This window comes from Kosakonia oryzae (assembly GCF_001658025.2).
Lineage (GTDB): Bacteria > Pseudomonadota > Gammaproteobacteria > Enterobacterales > Enterobacteriaceae > Kosakonia > Kosakonia oryzae.
The window spans coordinates 2587245-2605872 of the sequence record NZ_CP014007.2 but is presented as its reverse complement, the minus strand read 5'-3'; the positions used below and the strand labels follow the sequence as shown (position 1 = coordinate 2605872).

Sequence of the window (18628 nt, the reverse complement as noted above, 5' to 3'; positions counted from 1 at the left end):
TAACGCTCCTTAGCGTGGCTTAACACGACACAGGGCCTGCGCGCCTGCTCTTAATGTGGCCTCATCTTTGGCAAAAGAGAGGCGAATGAGTTTGTTATCTGTCCCGTCTGTATAAAACGCCGACAGCGGTATGGTCGCCACACCGTACTCAGTAATCAGGCGTTTGACCATCTCGCTGTCACTCTCATCGCTGAACGCACTGTAATCCGCTAACAGGAAGAAAGAACCGGCGCTGGGTAACAGGCGGAACGGTGAATCAGCCAGCAGTGTTTGCAGCAGATCGCGCTTGCGCTGATAAAACGACGACAGCATCAGCCAGCCTTGCGGATCGCGCATCTGCTCGGCAAACGCGTACTGCATCGGGGTATCGGCAGAGAACATCAAAAATTGATGTACCTTGCAGATTTCATCCATCAATTCAGCGGGAGCAACGCAGTAGCCAACGCGCCAGCCGGTAACGTGATAGGTTTTCCCGAAAGAAGAGACGATCACGCTGCGCTCCGCCAGTTGCGGGTGCGTCGCCATGCCGTGATGCGGTTCACCGTCAAATACGACGTGCTCGTACACCTCATCCGAGAGGATCACAATATCCGTATTACGGGTTAAGGCGGCCAGATGATCGAGATCAGCGCGGGAGAAGACCTGCCCGCTGGGGTTGTGCGGGGTGTTAACGATGATCATCCGCGTGCGCGGCGTAATTGCGGCCTGCACTTCATTCCAGTTAACGGCGAAATCCGGCACCGTCAGCTTAATGGCAATCGGTGTGGCGCCCTGCAAACGAACAATCGGCGCATAGCTGTCAAACGACGGCTCAAAGTAGATCACTTCATCGCCCGGATGCACCAGCCCGCTAATGGCGGAGTACAAACCCTGGCTGGCGCTGGCGGTGATCAGCACTTCGCTGTCGATGTCGTAATGCGTGTGGTAGAGATCGGCAATTTTCTGCGCAATACGCTCTTTCAGCGAACGCAGCCCGGTCATGGGCGCGTACTGGTTGTGATTCTCCTGCATGGCGCGGGTAACACCGGCAACCAGTTGCGGATCGCAGGGGAAATTGGGCGCGCCCTGAGAGAGGTTAATCGCGTTGTGCTCGGCGGAAAGCTGGCCAATCACGGTAAAAATGGTGGTGCCGACATCAGGTAATTTAGAGCGGGTTCTCACCGGCGTGCGCAAAGTCATTGTTCATCCTTTCGCTAAAAAGTGCATAAGCATTCAAACCAAAAGCACGCTGTCGCGACAATCGAATTGTTGTCATAATAGCCATGATAAAAACACATAGCTGGAGTTGCCATGTCGCACCGAACCCTGCCGCTGAATGCCATTGACGCCTTTCTGGTCACCGCCCGCCATCTCAATTTGACGCACGCTGCGCGTGAGTTATGCCTGACGCAGGGCGCGGTCAGCCGCAAGATCGCCACGCTGGAAAGCTGGTTTGGCTTTCCATTGTTTGAGCGCCACGCCCGCGGGCTGCACTTATCCCCACAGGGCAGCGCCCTGCTGCCGGAACTACGCAGCGCCTTTGAGCACCTGTTGATGGTTGCCGACCAGGCACGCGCGCAGCAAACGGTGGTGCGCCTGAAAGCGCCAACCTGCGCCATGCGCTGGCTGGTGCCGAAGCTGTTGCACATTGAGCAGCGCTATCCGGAACTGCAGGTTGCGCTCACCACCACGACCGATCACACCATCAATTTCAAAACAGAACCTTATGACGCAGCGATTGTGTTCGGCACGCAGTTAAGCGCCGGGGATTTGCTGTTTGAAGAGGCGCTGACGCCGGTACTTAACAGTACACTGGCCGCAAAAATGCCGCTGGAGAAAGCGACGCTGCTGCATCCGACGCGGGATAAAACCGACTGGTCACTGTGGCTGGCGAAGCAGCAGGATTTCCAGCCGGCTATGAGGAAAAATCAACACTTCGACACCATGGATCTGGCGATTACTGCCGCCATCCAGGGGCTGGGTATAACCATTGCCGACGAGACAGTTGTGGCAGAGGATATCCGCGCCGGGCGGCTTCAGCGGCCGTTTGCGCTGAGTATTAAGACCGGCGCCAGCTACCGGCTTGTCCTGCGCCAGTCGGGCAATAAAGCCGACGGGCTGGCAGCGTTTCGTGAGGGCTTGCTGGCGGCTAATCCAGCTTAACGTGATGGCGCATCACCCGGCGGAAGAAGCTCAGACGCGTACGCATAAAGCGATTAACCAGGCGAAATCCTGCATGTTTATTCAATCCGATGCGCAGCAGCCTGTCGCGCCCACGCACGCAGGCCAGCCAGTTCACCGGACCGGCAAGCGATTCACAATGACGGCTGGCATGATGGGCAAACTGCACCCAGTAATCGGCAAGATGTGCGGCAAACGCCAGATCGCGCGGGTTAACGTAGCTGCGCGAGGGCTCCGAAAGCATAAGATTGTCGAATACGTACGGCACTTCGTTACCGTGCCACGCGCCGTTGACGTAAGTGTCATGCGCGGCTTCCGCAACATAATCAAACCAGTAGCGCCAGCAGGGTTGCCGCACCCGTTGCTGCGCCTGCATCACCACCAGCCCGAGCGTGGTAAATGCCATATCGCGGCACACCTGGCGGCCGAGCTCGGCATCGCCCTTCACTCGCGGATAAAGCAATTTAATCAGCCCTAACCCGAGGCGCTGCTCGCGGCGAATTTTCTCGATCTGCCCGGCAAGATCGACGCCAAACTCCGCCATCACGCTGGCTTCATCGCTGTTCGAGCCAATAAGCACCGGCATCGGATGCTGCCTTGCGGCAAAAAACACATCCAGCGTCGGTTCCGGCAGCACCTCGTCGCCGACAATCGGTGCGGGGGCAATTTTCAGCGGCGCACCCAGCGGCCAGCACGCATCGGCCGGGATCGCCCGCAATTGCTCCGCACTGGCGTTTGTCAGGCCAAAATGCGCAGCCACCGCTTCGCCTTTTGCCAGAGCCGCTTCCCGCGGCGTATCCGGCAAGGTATAGCTGCTCTGAATAATGCTTTTATGAAACAGCCCTTTTGCCCGTGGAGAAGCCATCAGCGCCATCACGCTGCGCGCCCCGGCCGATTCGCCAAACAGCGTAACGTTTTCCGCATCGCCGCCAAACGCGGCAATGTTCTCCTGCACCCAGCGCAAAGCGGCGATTTGGTCGAGCAAACCGAAGTTATATACGCGTTCACCCTGTTCGGCTTCCAGCGCCGGATGGGCGAAAAAGCCGAGATGACCGAGCCGGTAATTGAGCGTCACCAGCACCACGCCGCGCGCGGCCAGCGCTTTGCCGTCGTAGGGCGGTAGCCCGCCGGAGCCAATGGTAAACCCGCCGCCGTGCAGCCAGACCATCACCGGCAGCGGTTTTTCGCGTTCGGCGGGCGACCAGACGTTAAGGTAGAGGCAATCTTCAGAGAATTGCCCCGGATCGCCACCGCCAATCTGCTGACAAGACTCGCTGTTTTGCCAGCTGGCGGCAGAAAAACGGTCGGCGCTGCGCACCCCTTGCCAGGGTTCCACCGGCTGCGGCGCACGCCAGCGCAGCGGACCAACGGGCGGCGCGGCAAACGGAATACCGCGCCAGACATTAAAGGCCGCTTCGCGACAGCCCAGCACGCTGCCGTGGCGGGTATGCGCCAGCGGCGCGGAAGGATTCTCCATAGCAACATCATCCAGAAATAACTGATTTCTGGATGATTACCTGTTTTACAGCAGACCGCAACGTCGTTTGCTGCGCTCGGAGGCCTCCTGATAAAGGGTGAATTCGTCGAGTACCGGGCAACCGAGCGCCGCTTCAAACTGCGCTTTGCTGGCGTTGCCGTGGCTGCGCGCCTGGGTTTCATTACCGAGGTTGGACTGGAAAATCCCCGCCGCGCTGACCGGGAGAAAATCTTCGTAGGTGATGGGCTGCGCCACTACCCAGCCGCGTTCGATCAGCGGTTGTGGATCGTCACCGGGACGGATCGCCTGGCGATGCGCTTCGCCGGTCGGCGTCAACCGGTAGCGGAACCATGCCAGATCCTGCTTGCGCAACAGCATTTCGCTGTCCGGGAAGGCTTTGAAGACATCCTGTAAATGCAACTGGTGCGTGAGATTGTCTTTGCCAGTGCCCGCCTCTGCCAATAACTGATCGTACAGCGCCCGCCCTTTTGGCGTCAGCGCCACGCCGCGCTGCTCGATTTCGCCGAAGCGCGCAGTATGCGTTCCCTGATGTTCACCGTTGAACAGCACCGGTTCATCCAGCGCTTTGAAGCTGGTCTGACGCAGTAAAATCGGCACATCGCGGCGCGGTGGCCCTTCGATCAGGATCTTCGGCTCGATACCGTATTTAGGCATCAGCGCCTGCACACGATCGATATCCAGTGTGCGCGGCGTTAAGTGATTGATATGGCAGCCGGGGAAACAGACCACATCGGCAATCAGCCGGTGCTCGTTGTGCAGCGCCTGGTATGTTTGCTCATCGACCGTGGCATGACGATGCCAGCGGAATGTCTCCAGCGCTTCCTGCACAAAAGCGTTGGCCTGCGGCTCGGTAAAACCGCCGTTCAGTTCATGCAATTCGATCAACTGGCGGCAAGCCGGGGTAAAGATATCGCGCTTCGCCAGAATCGCCGCCGCTTTGTTGCGCAACGACTCGTTCTCTATCAACTCCAGCCGCAGCAGCGAGGTAAAAATGCGAAACGGATTGCGCGCCAGCGCGGCGTCATCCACCGGACGAAACGCGGTAGAGTGCACCGGTACGCCCGCCTGCGACAGGTCGTAATAGCTCACCGGGTACATCCCCATGACGGCAAACATTCGCCGCAGCCAGGATAACTCTTCCGCAGTGCCCACCCGAATCGCGCCGTGGCGCTCAACATTAAGCCGCGCCAGTTCATCCGCATTGACCAGTTGTTCATGCAATCGGGGATTGTGTTCCAGAACGGCGAGGTTCACATCAGCAACCAGTTCCAGCAGCGTGCCGTATTGCGGAACTTCCTGCTGGTACATTGCCGACATGGCTTGTGAAAATTGTTCGCGTATCTCATCGGCCGTGATGTTGTAACCCATTTCATTTTCCTTCCTGTGTGCTCTCTTCTGGAGTGTAGGAAGCTCATTCACATGCGTGATGGGAAATTTACAAAGTGTGATCGTGGCAGGAAACGGACGCCGCTGAAGCACAAAAAACATAACGAAAGATTATGGAAACCGTCGAAGAAAGCCATACAAAGTTGCTGGTTTCGTCACACTGCGCGGAAAATCTGTTTGTAACTCAAATAGATTAGATGTTAAGAATACTTTGCAATCAAGTTATTAAAATAAACAACTTTTCTTGTCACCGAATCCGCTTAGTTTTTAACATCATCTTATGGAAAAAAATGGTCTCTTTTCACAGCGCATTCGCCTGCGCCATTTACATACCTTCGTGGCCGTCGCTCAACAAGGAACTCTGGGGCGCGCGGCTGAAACCCTTAATTTAAGCCAGCCAGCGCTGTCGAAAACGCTGAATGAACTGGAACAACTGACCGGCAAGCGTCTGTTTGAACGCGGCCGTCTCGGCGCACAGTTGACGCATGTCGGCGAGCAGTTTCTGACGCACGCGGTGCGGGTGCTGGATGCCGTCAATATTGCCGGGCAGTCGCTGGATCATAAAACGGAACAGAAAAGCGATCTGATCCGTATCGGCGCTCTGCCGACTGCCGCGCTGGGTATTTTGCCGGCGGTGATTGGCCAGCTTCATAAACAACAGCCGGATCTTAAGATTCAGGTCGCTACTGCCCATAATCCGATGCTGCTGGCCGGGCTGAAGTCCGGCGAGCTCGATCTGGGCATTGGCCGGATGTCAGACCCGGAACTGATGAGCGGCCTTAATTACGAACTGCTGTTTCTGGAATCACTGAAACTGGTGGTGCGCCCAAATCATCCCCTGCTGCAAAGTACCATCACATTGAGCCGGGTACTTGAATGGCCGGTGGTCGTTTTACCGGAAGGCACCCCTCCGCGTGATAGCGCAGAAGAACTGCTGTCCAGCCAGAATTGCAAACTGCCCGCTGGCTGTATCGAGACGCTCTCCGCCTCGCTGTCGCGCCAGTTAACCGTCGGCTTTGACTACGTCTGGTTTGTGCCGTCGGGCGCGGTAAAAGATGATTTGCGCCTCGGCTCGCTGGTCGCCCTGCCGATCCCACCGCTGGGAATCGGCGATCCGGTCGGCATTATCACGCGTGTCGATACGCCGCTGCCACCTGCTGCGCATACGCTTATCAGCGCGATCCGTAAAATCATGCCGGGTTAATCTCCCGGCACTTCATTCGGTTCTTCTTGTTGCGCAAATGGTAAACATCTCGTTAATTGTGTGATAAAAGGTGGTTGTTGATTAAGGGTTGTTGTTACACGAGCCAGGATAACGCTGTAACAACCCGCATCCGGAAGAACCAATGAAATTTAAAACAGCAATTAAACCCTACCACGCCGCTGCCGGTGGTCTGGGCTCTCTGGAAGCCACCACTCGCTTCGTCATTGACAGCAAAAATGCCCTCAAAAATTTGCGCAACCTGTTGCGCATGAACAAAGCCCGGGGCTTCGACTGCCCCGGTTGCGCCTGGGGCGATGATAATAAAAGCACCTTCAGTTTCTGCGAAAACGGTGCGAAAGCCGTGACCTGGGAAGCCACCCGTCGCCAGATCGACGCCACGTTTTTTGCACAACACAGCGTCAGCGCACTTAACCGCCAGAGTGATTACTTTCTTGAATATCAGGGACGCCTGACCGAACCGCTGCGCTATAACCCGCAAACCGACCACTATGAACCGATCAGCTGGGATGATGCGCTGGCGCTGATCGGCGAACATATTCAGGCGATGGATAACCCCAACCAGCTTGAGCTGTACACCTCCGGGCGCGCCAGCAATGAAGCCTCTTACCTGTATCAGTTGTTTGGCCGCATGGTCGGTACCAACAACTTCCCGGACTGCTCCAATATGTGCCACGAAGCCAGCGGTGCCGGGCTAAAACGCAGCATTGGCGTCGGTAAAGGCACCATTCATCTGGTCGATTTTGATAAAGCGGACGCTATTTTTGTCTTCGGGCAAAACCCCGGCACCAACCATCCGCGCATGCTGCATAGTCTGCGTCACGCCGCCGATCGCGGCGCGCGAATTGTCACCTTTAACACCCTGCGCGAACGCGGCCTTGAGCGTTTTGCCGATCCGCAAAAACCGCTGGAAGTGGTCACGCCAATGGCGGGAACCATCAGCTCTTCCTACTATCAGCCGAATCTCGGCGGTGATATGGCAGCGGTACGCGGGATGGCCAAAGCGTTGCTGGAAACCCAGCGTCAGCGCCTTGCTAACGGCGAAAGCAGCATCTTCGCGGATGATTTTATTGCTGAGCACACCCAGGGTATTGAAGCGTGGTTTGCGCAAATCGATGCCACCGACTGGCAAACCATTGAGCAGCAATCCGGCCTCAGCCAGCAGCAGTTGCGTGATGCAGCGGCAATATGGCAGACCTCAGAACGGGTGATCTGCACCTGGGCGATGGGCATTACCCAGCACAAACACTCGCTGGATACGGTGCGGGAAATTACCAACCTGCAACTGCTCGGCGGCCATCTGGGTAAACCGGGAGCCGGGCTGTGTCCGGTGCGTGGTCACAGCAATGTGCAGGGCAACCGCACGATGGGGATCGATGAAAAACCGCCGCAGGCCCTGCTCGACAGCCTTGCCCGCCACTTCCATTTCGAACCGCCGCGCGAGCACGGTCACCATACGGTTGACGCCATTCAGGCGATGCTGCGCGATGAAGTGAAAGTGCTGCTTGCGCTCGGCGGTAATCTTGCTGCTGCCGCGCCGGATACGCCGCTGACCTGCGAAGCGCTGCGCCGCTGCGGGCTAACGGTCTATATCAGCACCAAACTCAACCGCAGCCATTTAATGCCGGGGAAACAGTCGCTTATTCTGCCAACGCTGGGCCGTACCGAAGAGGATGTGCAGGCCTCAGGCCGCCAGTTTGTCACTGTCGAAGACTCCTTCAGCATGGTGCATGCTTCCGAAGGGATCGGCAAACCGCTGGCGGCAACGCAGCGCTCGGAAACAGCGATTGTCGCCGGGATTGCCCATGCGACCTTAGGCACAGCGCAACTCGACTGGCTGGCGCTGGCCGCCGATTACAACCTGATTCGTGACCATATCGCCGCTACGATCCCTGGCTTTCAGAATTTCAATGCCCGTTGCGACGAACCCGGTGGTTTCTGGCTGGGCAATGCGGCGGCGGAGCTGCGTTTCAATACGCCATCCGCGAAAGCGGAATTCAGCGCTGCGGCGCTGCCTGACGCGGTCTGCCCGGAAATCACCGCGCCGTTTGTGTTGCAGACGTTACGCTCGCACGATCAGTACAACACCACCATTTATGGCCTCGACGATCGTTATCGTGGGGTTTATGGTCAGCGCGATGTGCTGTTTATGCACCCGGACGATATTGCTGCGCTCGGCCTGAGCGATGGCGCTCGCGTCGATATTGAAACCCTGGCCACGGACGGCGTGGTTCGCCGCGTGGAGGATTTCCGCCTTGTCGCCTACGATATCCCGCGCGGTAACCTCGCGGCTTACTACCCGGAGACGAACCCACTGGTTCCCCTGACCCGTTTTGGCGACGGCACCGGTACGCCCACCTCAAAATCGATCCCGGTTAGCGTCACTCCGGCGCAAACACGCGCAACCCTGCGTATTGCCTGACCTTCCAGCCCGCTTTCGGCGGGCTTTTTACTTATTACCCACGCCGGGTTTTAACAACTTCGAATAATAATTTAACAGAATCATCATACTTTCTATTCACCACATGGTTCATTTATGTTTACAATGTTGCTTCGTTTTGTAGCAAAGAAAGTAAATAACCCTTCATTCATAACTAAATCCCTATAGAAAATTATCCATTTGGTTCGGCCAGCGGCCGTTTGCCGTTCCGCACACGAATGGGTTTCAGGAGAAAAACATGGCACCTGGTAAGACGCCACGCGGGATGGTAAACGTCCTGAAGTGGTTGCTGGCCGTACTGATGATGGTTATCGGTCTGGCGATTGGCATTCTCGGTTATCAACTTGTCGCCGTCGGCGGCAGCTTCTACTTCCTGATCATGGGTATCGTGATGGTGGTGGCGGCAGGTTTGATTATCACAAACCACCTCAGTGGTATTCTGCTCTACGCGCTGGCATTTATCGTTTCTCTTTTCTGGTCCGTCAACGATGCAGGCTGGTCATTCTGGCCGTTATTCTCGCGCCTGTTTACTTTCGGCGTGCTGGCCTTGCTGGCCGCACTGCTGTGGCCGCTGCTGCGTGCGCAACAACGCGCGACGCCGCTGCGCAAATCCTCGTTCAGCCTGGCTGGCGTGCTGGCAGTGCTGCTGTTGGTTAGCGCAGGCGGCATGTTCAAAACCTGGAATGTGATCGCACCAACGGAAGCGATTCCGGTGAAACCAGTTGCCGCCGGGACGGCGCAGCAGGACTGGAAACACTGGGGCAACACCACCCACGGCGATCGCTTCGCCGCGCTGGATCAGATTAACAAGCAGAACGTTAACCAGTTGAAAGTGGCCTGGGTTGCGCACACCGGGGATATTCCGCAGAGCAACGGCTCTGGCGCGGAAGATCAGAACACCCCGCTACAGGTTGGCGACACGCTGTATGTCTGTACGCCGTACAGCAAAGTGCTGGCGCTGGATGTGGATTCAGGCAAAGAGAAATGGCGCTACGATGCGAAAGCCACTGCGCCAAACTGGCAACGCTGCCGCGGTCTGGGCTATTACGAAGAGAGTCAGGCGCTGGCATCTGCGGCACAGAGCACCTCGCCTGCTGCCTGCCCGCGTCGTCTGTTCCTGCCCACCACCGATGCACGCCTGATTGCAATTAATGCCGATAACGGCAAAGTCTGTGATGACTTCGGCGACCACGGCGTAGTCGATCTGGGCGTTGGCATGGGCGAAATCAAACCGGGTTACTACCAGCAAACCTCAACGCCGCTGGTCGCCGGGAATGTAGTGGTGGTCGGCGGCCGCGTGGCGGATAACTTCTCCACTGGCGAACCGCCGGGCGTTGTGCGTGCGTATGACGTTCACAGCGGGAAACTGGCGTGGGCGTGGGATCCGGGCAACCCGGCGATCACCGGCCTGCCGCCGGAGGGCCAGACTTATACGCGCGGTACGCCGAACGTCTGGTCTGCGATGTCGTATGACGCCAAACTGAACCTGATCTATCTGCCAACCGGCAACGCCACCCCGGATTTCTGGGCCGGTGAACGTACCGCGCTCGACGATAAATACAGCTCGTCTGTGGTTGCCGTAGATGCCACTACCGGTAAAGTACGCTGGCACTATCAGACTACGCACCACGATTTGTGGGACTTCGACCTGCCTTCGCAGCCAACGCTGTTCGATCTGCCGGATGGCAAAGGCCACACCACGCCGGTACTGGTACAGACCAGTAAACAGGGCATGATCTTTATGCTCAACCGTGAAACCGGCGAGCCGGTGGCGAAAGTGGAAGAGCGTCCGGTTCCGGCGGGCAATGTGCAGGGAGAACGTTATTCCCCGACGCAACCCTACTCGGTTGGCATGCCGATGATCGGCAACCAAACGCTGAAAGAGTCTGATATGTGGGGTGCGACGCCAATCGATCTGCTGTTGTGCCGTATCGCCTTTAAATCGATGCGCCACCAGGGCGTCTTCACCCCGCCGGGTCTCGATCGTTCCCTGCAATTCCCAGGCTCGCTGGGCGGGATGAACTGGGGTAGCGTTTCGCTCGATCCGAACCATAACCTGATATTTGTTAACGATATGCGCCTGGGGCTGGCGAACTATATGGTGCCGCGCACGAACGTTGCGAAAAACGCCAGCGGCATTGAGATGGGGATTGTGCCGATGGAGGGTACGCCGTTTGGCGCGATGCGCGAGCGTTTCCTCTCGCCGCTGGGTATTCCGTGTCAGCAGCCGCCTTTCGGCACGATGTCTGCGGTTGATCTCTCCACCGGTAAACTGGTGTGGCAGGTTCCGGTCGGCACCGTAGAAGATACCGGCCCGCTGGGCATCCGCATGCATATGCCGATTCCCATCGGTATGCCGACGCTGGGCGCGTCACTTTCTACCCAGTCCGGCCTGTTGTTCTTTGCCGGTACCCAGGATTTCTATCTGCGCGCATTTGATACCGCCACCGGGAAAGAGATCTGGAAAGATCGTCTGCCGGTGGGGAGCCAGTCCGGCCCGATGACCTATGTGTCACCGAAAACCGGTAAGCAATACATCATTATCAATGCGGGCGGTGCGCGTCAGTCGCCGGATCGCGGCGACTATGTGATTGCTTATGCGCTACCTGATAAACAATAAGGTGTAAGTGTTATAAAAAGGTCCGCTGATGCGGGCCTTTTTTCATCCCGCAAGCAGAGTGAGTTTCAGCCAACCTGCAACCAATCTTAAACAAACATTTCACTCGCCAGACACAGATTGTCGCCGCTGATAAACTAGATGGTATCCACCCTGGAGAGCGGAAGGTTATTGTCATGCAATATGAAGAACAGCAGCTTATCAACGGCCTTTTCGAACGTCTGAAACAGACCGGACAGCAAAACAGCCAACGGGATGCAGAGGCAGAGCGTCAGATCGCGGAATTCGTCAGACAGCAGCCTGCGGCTCCCTACTATATGGCGCAATCGATTTTGATTCAGGAAGCGGCGCTGAAACGCCTGCAGGCGCGGGTTCAGGAGCTTGAAAGCGAATTGGCCGCGCAAAAAAGCAAACCCGCAACGGGCGGCAGTTTTCTCGGCGGCCTGTTTGGTGGCGGGAAAAGCAACCCGCAGCCGGACAATAGCTGGAATGCCCAGCCGCAGCAGCCACCGGCACAGGATTATTCCCGTGCGGCAGCGCCAGCTTCGGCTCCCCGCAGCGGCGGTTTTATGGCTGGCGCGCTGCAAACTGCCGCTGGCGTGGCCGGTGGCGTTGTGCTGGCCGAGATGCTGACCAATATGTTCCATCAGTCGCGACCGGAAGAGATCGTCAATATTATCGAAGACCCGGCAACGCCTGCCGGTGGCGAGCCGTTTGTCGGTAATCAATACGGCGACTTTAATAACGTCTCTGACACCCGTTTCCTCAACCAGGACGATCCGTTCGGCAATAATAACGACGCCTGGCAGAACGACGATGTTGATGACAACGACTACAGCAATGATGACGACAGCTTTATTTAACGAGCTAAGCGTTGGATAAAAAAAAGAGGCCTTACGGCCTCTTTTCTTTTGCGGGTTATCAGAAGGTTTCCCAGTTATCGCCATTTGCCAGCGCAGGGCGCTGCGGTTTAAACGGTTTTGCCGTTGGCGAAGACGTGCTGTTCTGGCGCTGCGGCGCAGCACCGGTCAGGCGGAAGGCCCCTACCGCTTCGGTCAGACGCGCGGCCTGCTCTTCCAGCGAGGCGGCGGCGGCGGACGCTTCTTCTACCAGCGAGGCGTTTTGTTGCGTGACGTTATCCATTTCCGTGATCGCCTGGCTCACCTGGGTGATACCTTTGCTCTGCTCATCGGATGCCGCTGCAATTTCCAGCATGATATCGGTTACGCGTTTCACCGCCGTCACGATCTCATCCATCGTTTCACCCGCAGAAACCACTTCACCGGAACCTTTCTCAATCAGGCTGACGGATTCACTGATCAGCGCTTCGATCTCTTTTGCCGCCTGCGCACTGCGACTCGCCAGCGTGCGCACTTCACTGGCCACCACGGCAAAACCGCGCCCCTGCTCACCGGCACGCGCCGCTTCTACGGCGGCGTTGAGCGCCAGGATATTGGTCTGGAAGGCAATGCTGTTGATCACCGCAGTAATTTCAGAGATTTTGCGTGAACTGCTGGTGATATTGCCCATCGTCTGCACCACGCCGGAAACAATCTGCCCGCCTTTGGTCGCTTTGCCGGAGGCGTCGCGCGCCAGGCCGCTGGCATGGTGTGCGTTGTCGGCGTTCTGTTTCACCGTTGCGGTCAGCTGTTCCATGCTGGCGGCCGTTTCTTCAATTGCCGCCGCCTGCTGCTCGGTACGCGAAGAGAGATCGGTGTTACCGGCGGAGATTTCACTGGTGCCACGATAGATCTCTTCCGCGCCCTGGCGGACCGTGGCTACGGTGGTGACCAGCGAGTGCTGCATCGCCTGCAAATCACTGCTCAGACGGCCAATCTCACTGCGGCCAGTCGGTTCATCCTCAACGGTCAAATCACCGGAAGCAATGCGCGCAATACGCTGCGCCGCACGTTGCAGCGGGTTAATCACCACGCGGCGCAGTACGATGAAGGTAATGACGGTCAACACCAGTGCAAAGGCGAAGGCAGCGGCCATAAAAGTAAGACCTAACTGCGTACGGCTGTGCGCCAGCTCGGTCAGGTGTTCTGCGCGTTCGGTACGGATCTTAATCGCTTTCAACAATACGACGTTATACGCGGCATCAAGCTGGCGCGCCTGTTCGCTTTCGTGGTTGATGATGGCTTCAAACATGCCGTTTTTCGCGTATTTCAACATCGGCTGCATGCCTGCGATGTAGGCGTTAAACAGGCGAGTCAGATCCTCATCCAGCGCAACGTCCTCCGGCGTTTTAACTTCACGCGCCATATAGACTTTGAAACCATCCTGAGATTGTTGAATACGTTTTTCCGCTTCTGCGACGTTATTTTTCATGTCGTCCATTTCGGCGATACGGCTTGCCGCGCCGGCATGGATCAGATTAAGACGAGCTGTGCGTAAGTTGTTAGAACTGTTAGATAATCCCATGCGAACCTGGATTTCCTGCGTCACATCACGCTGATCGCGATCCGCTTGCATCATAAAATATCCCGCCAGGCCGGAGCTGAGCGCAAACAGCACCAGAATACCGCTGAGAATGGAGGAAAACAGGGGAACCAATCGAATATTGTGCATAAATCCAATGCGTTGCATTGCTGCTTTGTTATCCATGGCTATCGACTCTCATATTTGTCTAATGCATTCATCACGATGATATATATGCATCGGCAATAATTGGATTTTTCTTATGGAGAAAAGCGCAACAGCGGTCACAGATTTGGACATTGGTAGCGCCAGCGGTTGCACCGCTGGCGTGAAGCAAGGTTAGTTATCGCCGAAATGGATAACGGTACGGATAGATTTCCCTTCGTGCATCAGATCAAACGCGTCGTTGATCTGCTCCAGCGGCATGCGATGGGTAATGAACGGATCGAGGCGAATTTTGCCCGCCATTGCATCTTCCACCATGCCCGGCAACTGGCTGCGCCCTTTCACGCCGCCAAACGCCGAACCGCGCCATACGCGCCCGGTGACTAGCTGGAACGGACGGGTGCTGATCTCCTGGCCTGCGCCCGCAACGCCGATGATCACGCTTTCGCCCCAGCCTTTATGGCAGCACTCAAGCGCAGAACGCATGACGTTAACGTTACCGATACATTCAAAGCTGAAATCAACGCCGCCGTCGGTCATCTCAACAATCACATCCTGAATCGGACGGTCGTGATCTTTCGGGTTGATAAAGTCGGTTGCCCCCATCTCTTTCGCCAGAGCGAATTTGTCCGGGTTGGTATCGATAGCCAGAATCCGGCCAGCTTTCGCCTGAACGGCCCCCTGAATCGCCGCCAGACCGATACCGCCGAGGCCGAAGATCGCTACGGTATCGCCCTCTTTCACTTTCGCCGTGTTGTGCACCGCGCCGATACCGGTGGTGACACCGCAACCGAGCAGACAGACTTTATCCAGCGGTGCTTGCTCGTTCACTTTTGCCAGCGAGATTTCCGCGCAGACGGTGTATTCGCTGAAAGTACTGGTGCCCATATAGTGGAAAATTGGCTCGCCGTTGTAAGAGAAACGGGTGGTGCCGTCCGGCATCAGACCTTTACCCTGCGTGGCGCGTACGGCCTGGCAGAGGTTGGTTTTACCGGATTTACAGAACTTACATTCGCCACACTCTGCGGTGTACAGCGGAATAACGTGATCACCCGGTTTCAGACTGGTCACGCCCTCGCCGACTTCAACCACAATTCCGCCGCCTTCATGGCCGAGCACCGCCGGGAAGACTCCTTCCGGATCGTCACCGGAGAGCGTAAACGCGTCGGTATGACACACCCCGGTATGCGTGATACGTACCAGCACTTCGCCCTTTTTCGGCGGCGCAACGTCGATTTCGACGATTTTAAGTGGTTGACCCGGCCCGAAGGCAACGGCTGCACGTGATTTCATATCTCTCTTCCTTTTTGTGAATACCTTGATGCTTATTTTAGATAAGAGCGCAAAAGATGACCGACTTCCGCCATGCGAACCGCACGCTGCTCCGCAGTGGTGTCGCCGTTGACCAGCTCATCTTTCAGGTGAATTTCAACCATTTCGCCCATCAGGCCGTTGGCTGCGCCGCGCACGGCGGCGATTTGCTGCAAAATGGCGATGCAGGGCTCGCCGCTTTCCAGCGCACGTTCCAGCGCATCAACCTGACCACGGATGCGTCGCACCCGCGTCAAAACGCGTTTCTTGTCTTCTGGTGAATGGGGCATGTGACCTCCTGCATACTATAGGGGGGTATGGTAATAGCAGTGACGTAACAGTGTAAACACTGCGTTTTATGCGGGTATCAGGCGCGAACGATTTAGGGGAGTGACACGATTAGTTTCTAAGCGTTTTGCTGCTGCTAGTCGTGCAACGTAACAGGATGATGCTGGAGCACTATTCGCGGCAGTTGCGATAAAAAGGGCCAACAACCCAATAAACCACACCTGTTTTTATCTGATCTTCTCAATAGATATATTATATAAAAGCCATCACGCTTTTCGTGGTGATTTTTTCGCAGGTTGTAATTAATCGCGAAATTATATCAGAATGTTATTAACGCCCAACATTTAAATATCGTTTTGACAATAGATAAAACCGGACAGATTTTGTTTTATATCAAGACTCAGCCAGGAACTTTATTAGATATATTTTCCCGTCAGCGGCATGCATTAAATACATTAATTTTAAGTATGTTCTTATTATATTCTTTGTTAAGATTTTCCTATTAGGAGATTAAATTAGCCGCAAGGAGCAAGTATGCGCTGGAGTATTACGGAAATGCTGGTATCACCGACAACCAAAACTGCCTTTGCGCTGGCCCGCAACACGCCAGAGCTGGCAGTGATTTTCTGGTATAAGGGTAATTATTTTTTACGCCCTGATAACATATTACATACGTACCAGGAACACTACGTCGTTAATGGAAAAGCATGTGATTTTAACATTATTCATACCCTTCCCTTTTTCCCTTCTATCTGGCAAACGCTAAAAAAAGGCTGTCACTGCCCGGGCAATGAGGATATTTCGTTAAGGACGTGTGACCATCAAAAAACCTGCGAGTTTGATCTTTGTCCCTACGGTATAAAAATGATCAAGTGATTATTTAAAAATTTAATTATTATCCCGCAATCGAATAATGTTTATGGGGCGTGGACTGCTACGCCCATCATATTCAACCACCTATGCATAAAAACCCCGGTGGAGAGTCTCACCGGGGCGATATTCAACGTTTCAGCGGCAACCCGGCCGTTTCCCGGGCGCGCAACACAGTAAGGAAGGTAATCAGCGCTGCGGCCATCACGTAAAAGGCCGGTGAGAATTTATCGCCGGTGCTGGTAATCAGCCACGCCGAAAACCACGGGGTGATGCCGCCGAAAAACGCAACCGCAAAGTTATAAGCAATGGACAAGCCGCCGTAACGTACGCTGGTCGGGAACAGTTCCGCCATCGCCGCCGTACAGGCGCCGTCGAAGGCGGCAATAAATGCGCCGAGCATCACCATCGCCAGCACCGCCGAAAGCACGTCCCCGTGCGCCATCACCATCATTGCCGGATAACTGAGCAGGATAAACCCGGCGCAGCCCGTCAGCATCAACGGCTTGCGACCATATTTATCCGACAGATAGCCCATAAACGGCACCAGCACCGCAACGGAAAAGAGCCCGATGGTGGTGATGGCATAGGCATTGAGTTTGGAAAAATGGAGTTCGGTCGCCAGATAACTTGGCATGAACGTTTGCAGCGTCCAGTGCCCGACGGCCTTGATCACCACAAAACCCACGCAGAACAGCAACGCGCCCCAGGCGGTGGTCACCGCTTTGCGCAGCGGCGCACTGGATGTTTGACCGCTCTTCATGGCGGCAAGAAATTCTGGCGAATCTTCCAGATGTTTTCGCAAATACAGCCCCACCCAACCCAGCGGCCCGGCAATCAGGAACGGGATACGCCAGCCCCAGTCGCTCATTGCGCTTTCGCCGAGCGTTGCGGTTAGCAGAAAAACCAGCCCGGAACCGACCACGAACGCCATAAAGCCAAAGTTATCGATCCAGCAGGTAAAGTAACCGCGGCGTTCTGTCGGAGCGTATTCAGCCAGGTAAGTTGTGGCTCCGGAGCTTTCGCCCCCGGCGGCAAAGCCCTGCACCAGGCGCGTGATCACCAGCAGCACGGTGGCGGTGATGCCTACCTGGTGATAAGTGGGCAGCAATCCCATCACGAATGTCGCCCCGGAAGTCAGCAGGATCACGGTTGCCAGCACTTTCTGCCGCCCTTTGCGATCGCCCAGCGAGCCGAAGAATAATCCCCCCAGCGGGCGCATAATAAAGCCCGCGCCAAATACCGCGAATGATGAGAGCAACGCGACGCTCGGATTGCCGGACTGAAAAAATTGCAGACCGATAATCGCGGCCAGCGTGCCGTACAAGCCGAAATCAAACCATTCCACAAAATGGCCGATCCCGGTGGCGAGTAGCACTTTGCGTAATTTTCGCGCCCCGGCCATCTGCTCCTCTCCAGCAACCCGTTCGAAAGCGTCCTGTACAGGCTGTGTCATATCCCCTCCACCCATCAAAGTGTTTCTATAATAGATATACTATCTATACGGGTTGTACGAATTCAGCACAGCACCGATGACGTAAAATGTGATTTCCACCCTGCTTTTCTCGGCGAAAAACCCGGCAGGATCACATTTTTGCGCCATAAAAAAGCCCCGCATCGCGGGGCGAAATACGTTGTTTTAACCCGCTAAGCTTAGCGCTAACGGGCTGATAACCCTTAGTGGCGTTTTTTCGGCATCATCCGCAATAGCGTATTGTCTTTATAGAAGTAATGATGCACCAGCGCCGCCGCGGCATGCAGGCCAATAATAAAATAGCCCAGATTAGCCAGCAATTCGTGGTACTCCTTCAGCGTATCCACCAGATCAAAGTTAGACTCTGACGCATACGGCATCACCATGCCGAACGCGATCCACGGCTCACCACGGTTGTACATCATCAGCAGGCCAATAACCGGCAGAACAATAAACAGCAGATAGATGACCAGATGGCCCAGATGTGCCAGCCCGGTCAGCATTGGTGAGGGTTTGGGTACAATCGGCGGCGTCGGGTTTTTTAGCCGCGCCAGCAAACGAGCGACCATCAGAACAAGAATAGAAATACCGCAGGAGACATGCACCATGTTAAACCACGGGCGGTAGCTACGCGGCGCAAATCCGCGAAACTCCATGGCGCTATAAGCGGTTACGATTAACAGAAACACCAACCAGTGAAGGGTGATTTGCACGGAAGAATATTTACTGCGCATAAGGCGATCCTGAAAAAATAACAGAACGCCAACATAGCCGTA

14 protein-coding genes are annotated in these 18628 nt (G+C 55.8%); 6 read left to right on the top strand and 8 right to left on the bottom strand.

Annotated elements, in window-relative coordinates; translation table 11 throughout:
- Nucleotides 1-9: 9 nt before the first annotated feature.
- The gene (locus AWR26_RS12425; protein ID WP_064566185.1) at nucleotides 10-1179 is read right to left on the bottom strand and encodes a pyridoxal phosphate-dependent aminotransferase; all 1170 of its coding nucleotides are present in this window, start codon (nucleotides 1177-1179) and stop codon (nucleotides 10-12) included.
- A 111-nt stretch (nucleotides 1180-1290) separates the two neighbouring features.
- Between AWR26_RS12425 and AWR26_RS12420 the strand changes: the two genes are divergently transcribed.
- Nucleotides 1291-2142 carry a LysR family transcriptional regulator gene (locus AWR26_RS12420; RefSeq protein ID WP_064566183.1) on the top strand — a complete coding sequence of 284 codons (852 nt, stop codon included), beginning with the start codon at nucleotides 1291-1293 and terminating at the stop codon, nucleotides 2140-2142.
- Here the strand turns inward: AWR26_RS12420 and AWR26_RS12415 are convergent.
- Together AWR26_RS12415 and hglS are read right to left on the bottom strand one after the other, a co-directional pair.
- A complete protein-coding gene (locus AWR26_RS12415) occupies nucleotides 2129-3637 on the bottom strand; it encodes a carboxylesterase/lipase family protein (RefSeq protein WP_064566179.1) in 1509 nt (502 codons plus the stop codon). The two genes, AWR26_RS12420 and AWR26_RS12415, sit on opposite strands and share 14 nt — an antisense overlap.
- Nucleotides 3638-3682: 45 nt before the next feature.
- Nucleotides 3683-5026 carry a 2-oxoadipate dioxygenase/decarboxylase HglS gene (gene hglS / locus AWR26_RS12410; RefSeq protein WP_064566178.1) on the bottom strand — a complete coding sequence of 448 codons (1344 nt, stop codon included), beginning with the start codon at nucleotides 5024-5026 and terminating at the stop codon, nucleotides 3683-3685.
- 298 nt (nucleotides 5027-5324) lie between these two features.
- Between hglS and AWR26_RS12405 the strand changes: the two genes are divergently transcribed.
- The 4 genes from AWR26_RS12405 (at nucleotide 5325) to AWR26_RS12390 (ending at nucleotide 12186) form a co-directional block, all read left to right on the top strand.
- Nucleotides 5325-6248, top strand: coding sequence for a LysR substrate-binding domain-containing protein (locus tag AWR26_RS12405; RefSeq protein ID WP_064566175.1), 924 nt, complete (start codon nucleotides 5325-5327; stop codon nucleotides 6246-6248).
- Between the two features lie 142 nt (nucleotides 6249-6390).
- Nucleotides 6391-8688 (top strand): FdhF/YdeP family oxidoreductase, encoded by a 2298-nt coding sequence (locus tag AWR26_RS12400; RefSeq protein WP_064566172.1) that lies wholly within the window; start codon nucleotides 6391-6393, stop codon nucleotides 8686-8688.
- Between the two features lie 256 nt (nucleotides 8689-8944).
- On the top strand, nucleotides 8945-11326 hold the full coding sequence (locus AWR26_RS12395; protein ID WP_064566170.1) for a membrane-bound PQQ-dependent dehydrogenase, glucose/quinate/shikimate family: 2382 nt from the start codon (nucleotides 8945-8947) through the stop codon (nucleotides 11324-11326).
- Nucleotides 11327-11499: 173 nt separating this feature from the next.
- Nucleotides 11500-12186 carry a DUF2076 domain-containing protein gene (locus AWR26_RS12390; RefSeq protein WP_064566168.1) on the top strand — a complete coding sequence of 229 codons (687 nt, stop codon included), beginning with the start codon at nucleotides 11500-11502 and terminating at the stop codon, nucleotides 12184-12186.
- A gap of 58 nt (nucleotides 12187-12244) precedes the next feature.
- Here AWR26_RS12390 and AWR26_RS12385 read toward each other — a convergent pair whose 3' ends face one another.
- The 3 genes from AWR26_RS12385 to AWR26_RS12375 form a co-directional block, all read right to left on the bottom strand.
- Nucleotides 12245-13930 carry a methyl-accepting chemotaxis protein gene (locus tag AWR26_RS12385; protein ID WP_064566167.1) on the bottom strand — a complete coding sequence of 562 codons (1686 nt, stop codon included), beginning with the start codon at nucleotides 13928-13930 and terminating at the stop codon, nucleotides 12245-12247.
- A gap of 153 nt (nucleotides 13931-14083) precedes the next feature.
- Nucleotides 14084-15202, bottom strand: a complete 1119-nt coding sequence (locus tag AWR26_RS12380; RefSeq protein WP_007372008.1) for an S-(hydroxymethyl)glutathione dehydrogenase/class III alcohol dehydrogenase — start codon at nucleotides 15200-15202, stop codon at nucleotides 14084-14086.
- Nucleotides 15203-15234: 32 nt separating this feature from the next.
- On the bottom strand, nucleotides 15235-15510 hold the full coding sequence (locus AWR26_RS12375; protein ID WP_007372007.1) for a metal/formaldehyde-sensitive transcriptional repressor: 276 nt from the start codon (nucleotides 15508-15510) through the stop codon (nucleotides 15235-15237).
- A 532-nt stretch (nucleotides 15511-16042) separates the two neighbouring features.
- On the opposite strand from AWR26_RS12375, the gene AWR26_RS12370 reads away from it, so the two are divergent.
- Nucleotides 16043-16384, top strand: a complete 342-nt coding sequence (locus tag AWR26_RS12370) for a hypothetical protein (protein ID WP_064566165.1) — start codon at nucleotides 16043-16045, stop codon at nucleotides 16382-16384.
- Nucleotides 16385-16508: 124 nt separating this feature from the next.
- Here AWR26_RS12370 and AWR26_RS12365 read toward each other — a convergent pair whose 3' ends face one another.
- Both AWR26_RS12365 and cybB read right to left on the bottom strand, forming a co-directional pair.
- Nucleotides 16509-17834 (bottom strand): MFS transporter, encoded by a 1326-nt coding sequence (locus AWR26_RS12365; RefSeq protein ID WP_064566163.1) that lies wholly within the window; start codon nucleotides 17832-17834, stop codon nucleotides 16509-16511.
- Nucleotides 17835-18055: 221 nt separating this feature from the next.
- Nucleotides 18056-18586: a cytochrome b561 gene (gene cybB, locus AWR26_RS12360; protein WP_064566161.1), complete on the bottom strand. Its 531-nt coding sequence runs from the start codon at nucleotides 18584-18586 to the stop codon at nucleotides 18056-18058.
- Between the last annotated feature and the right edge of the window lie 42 nt (nucleotides 18587-18628).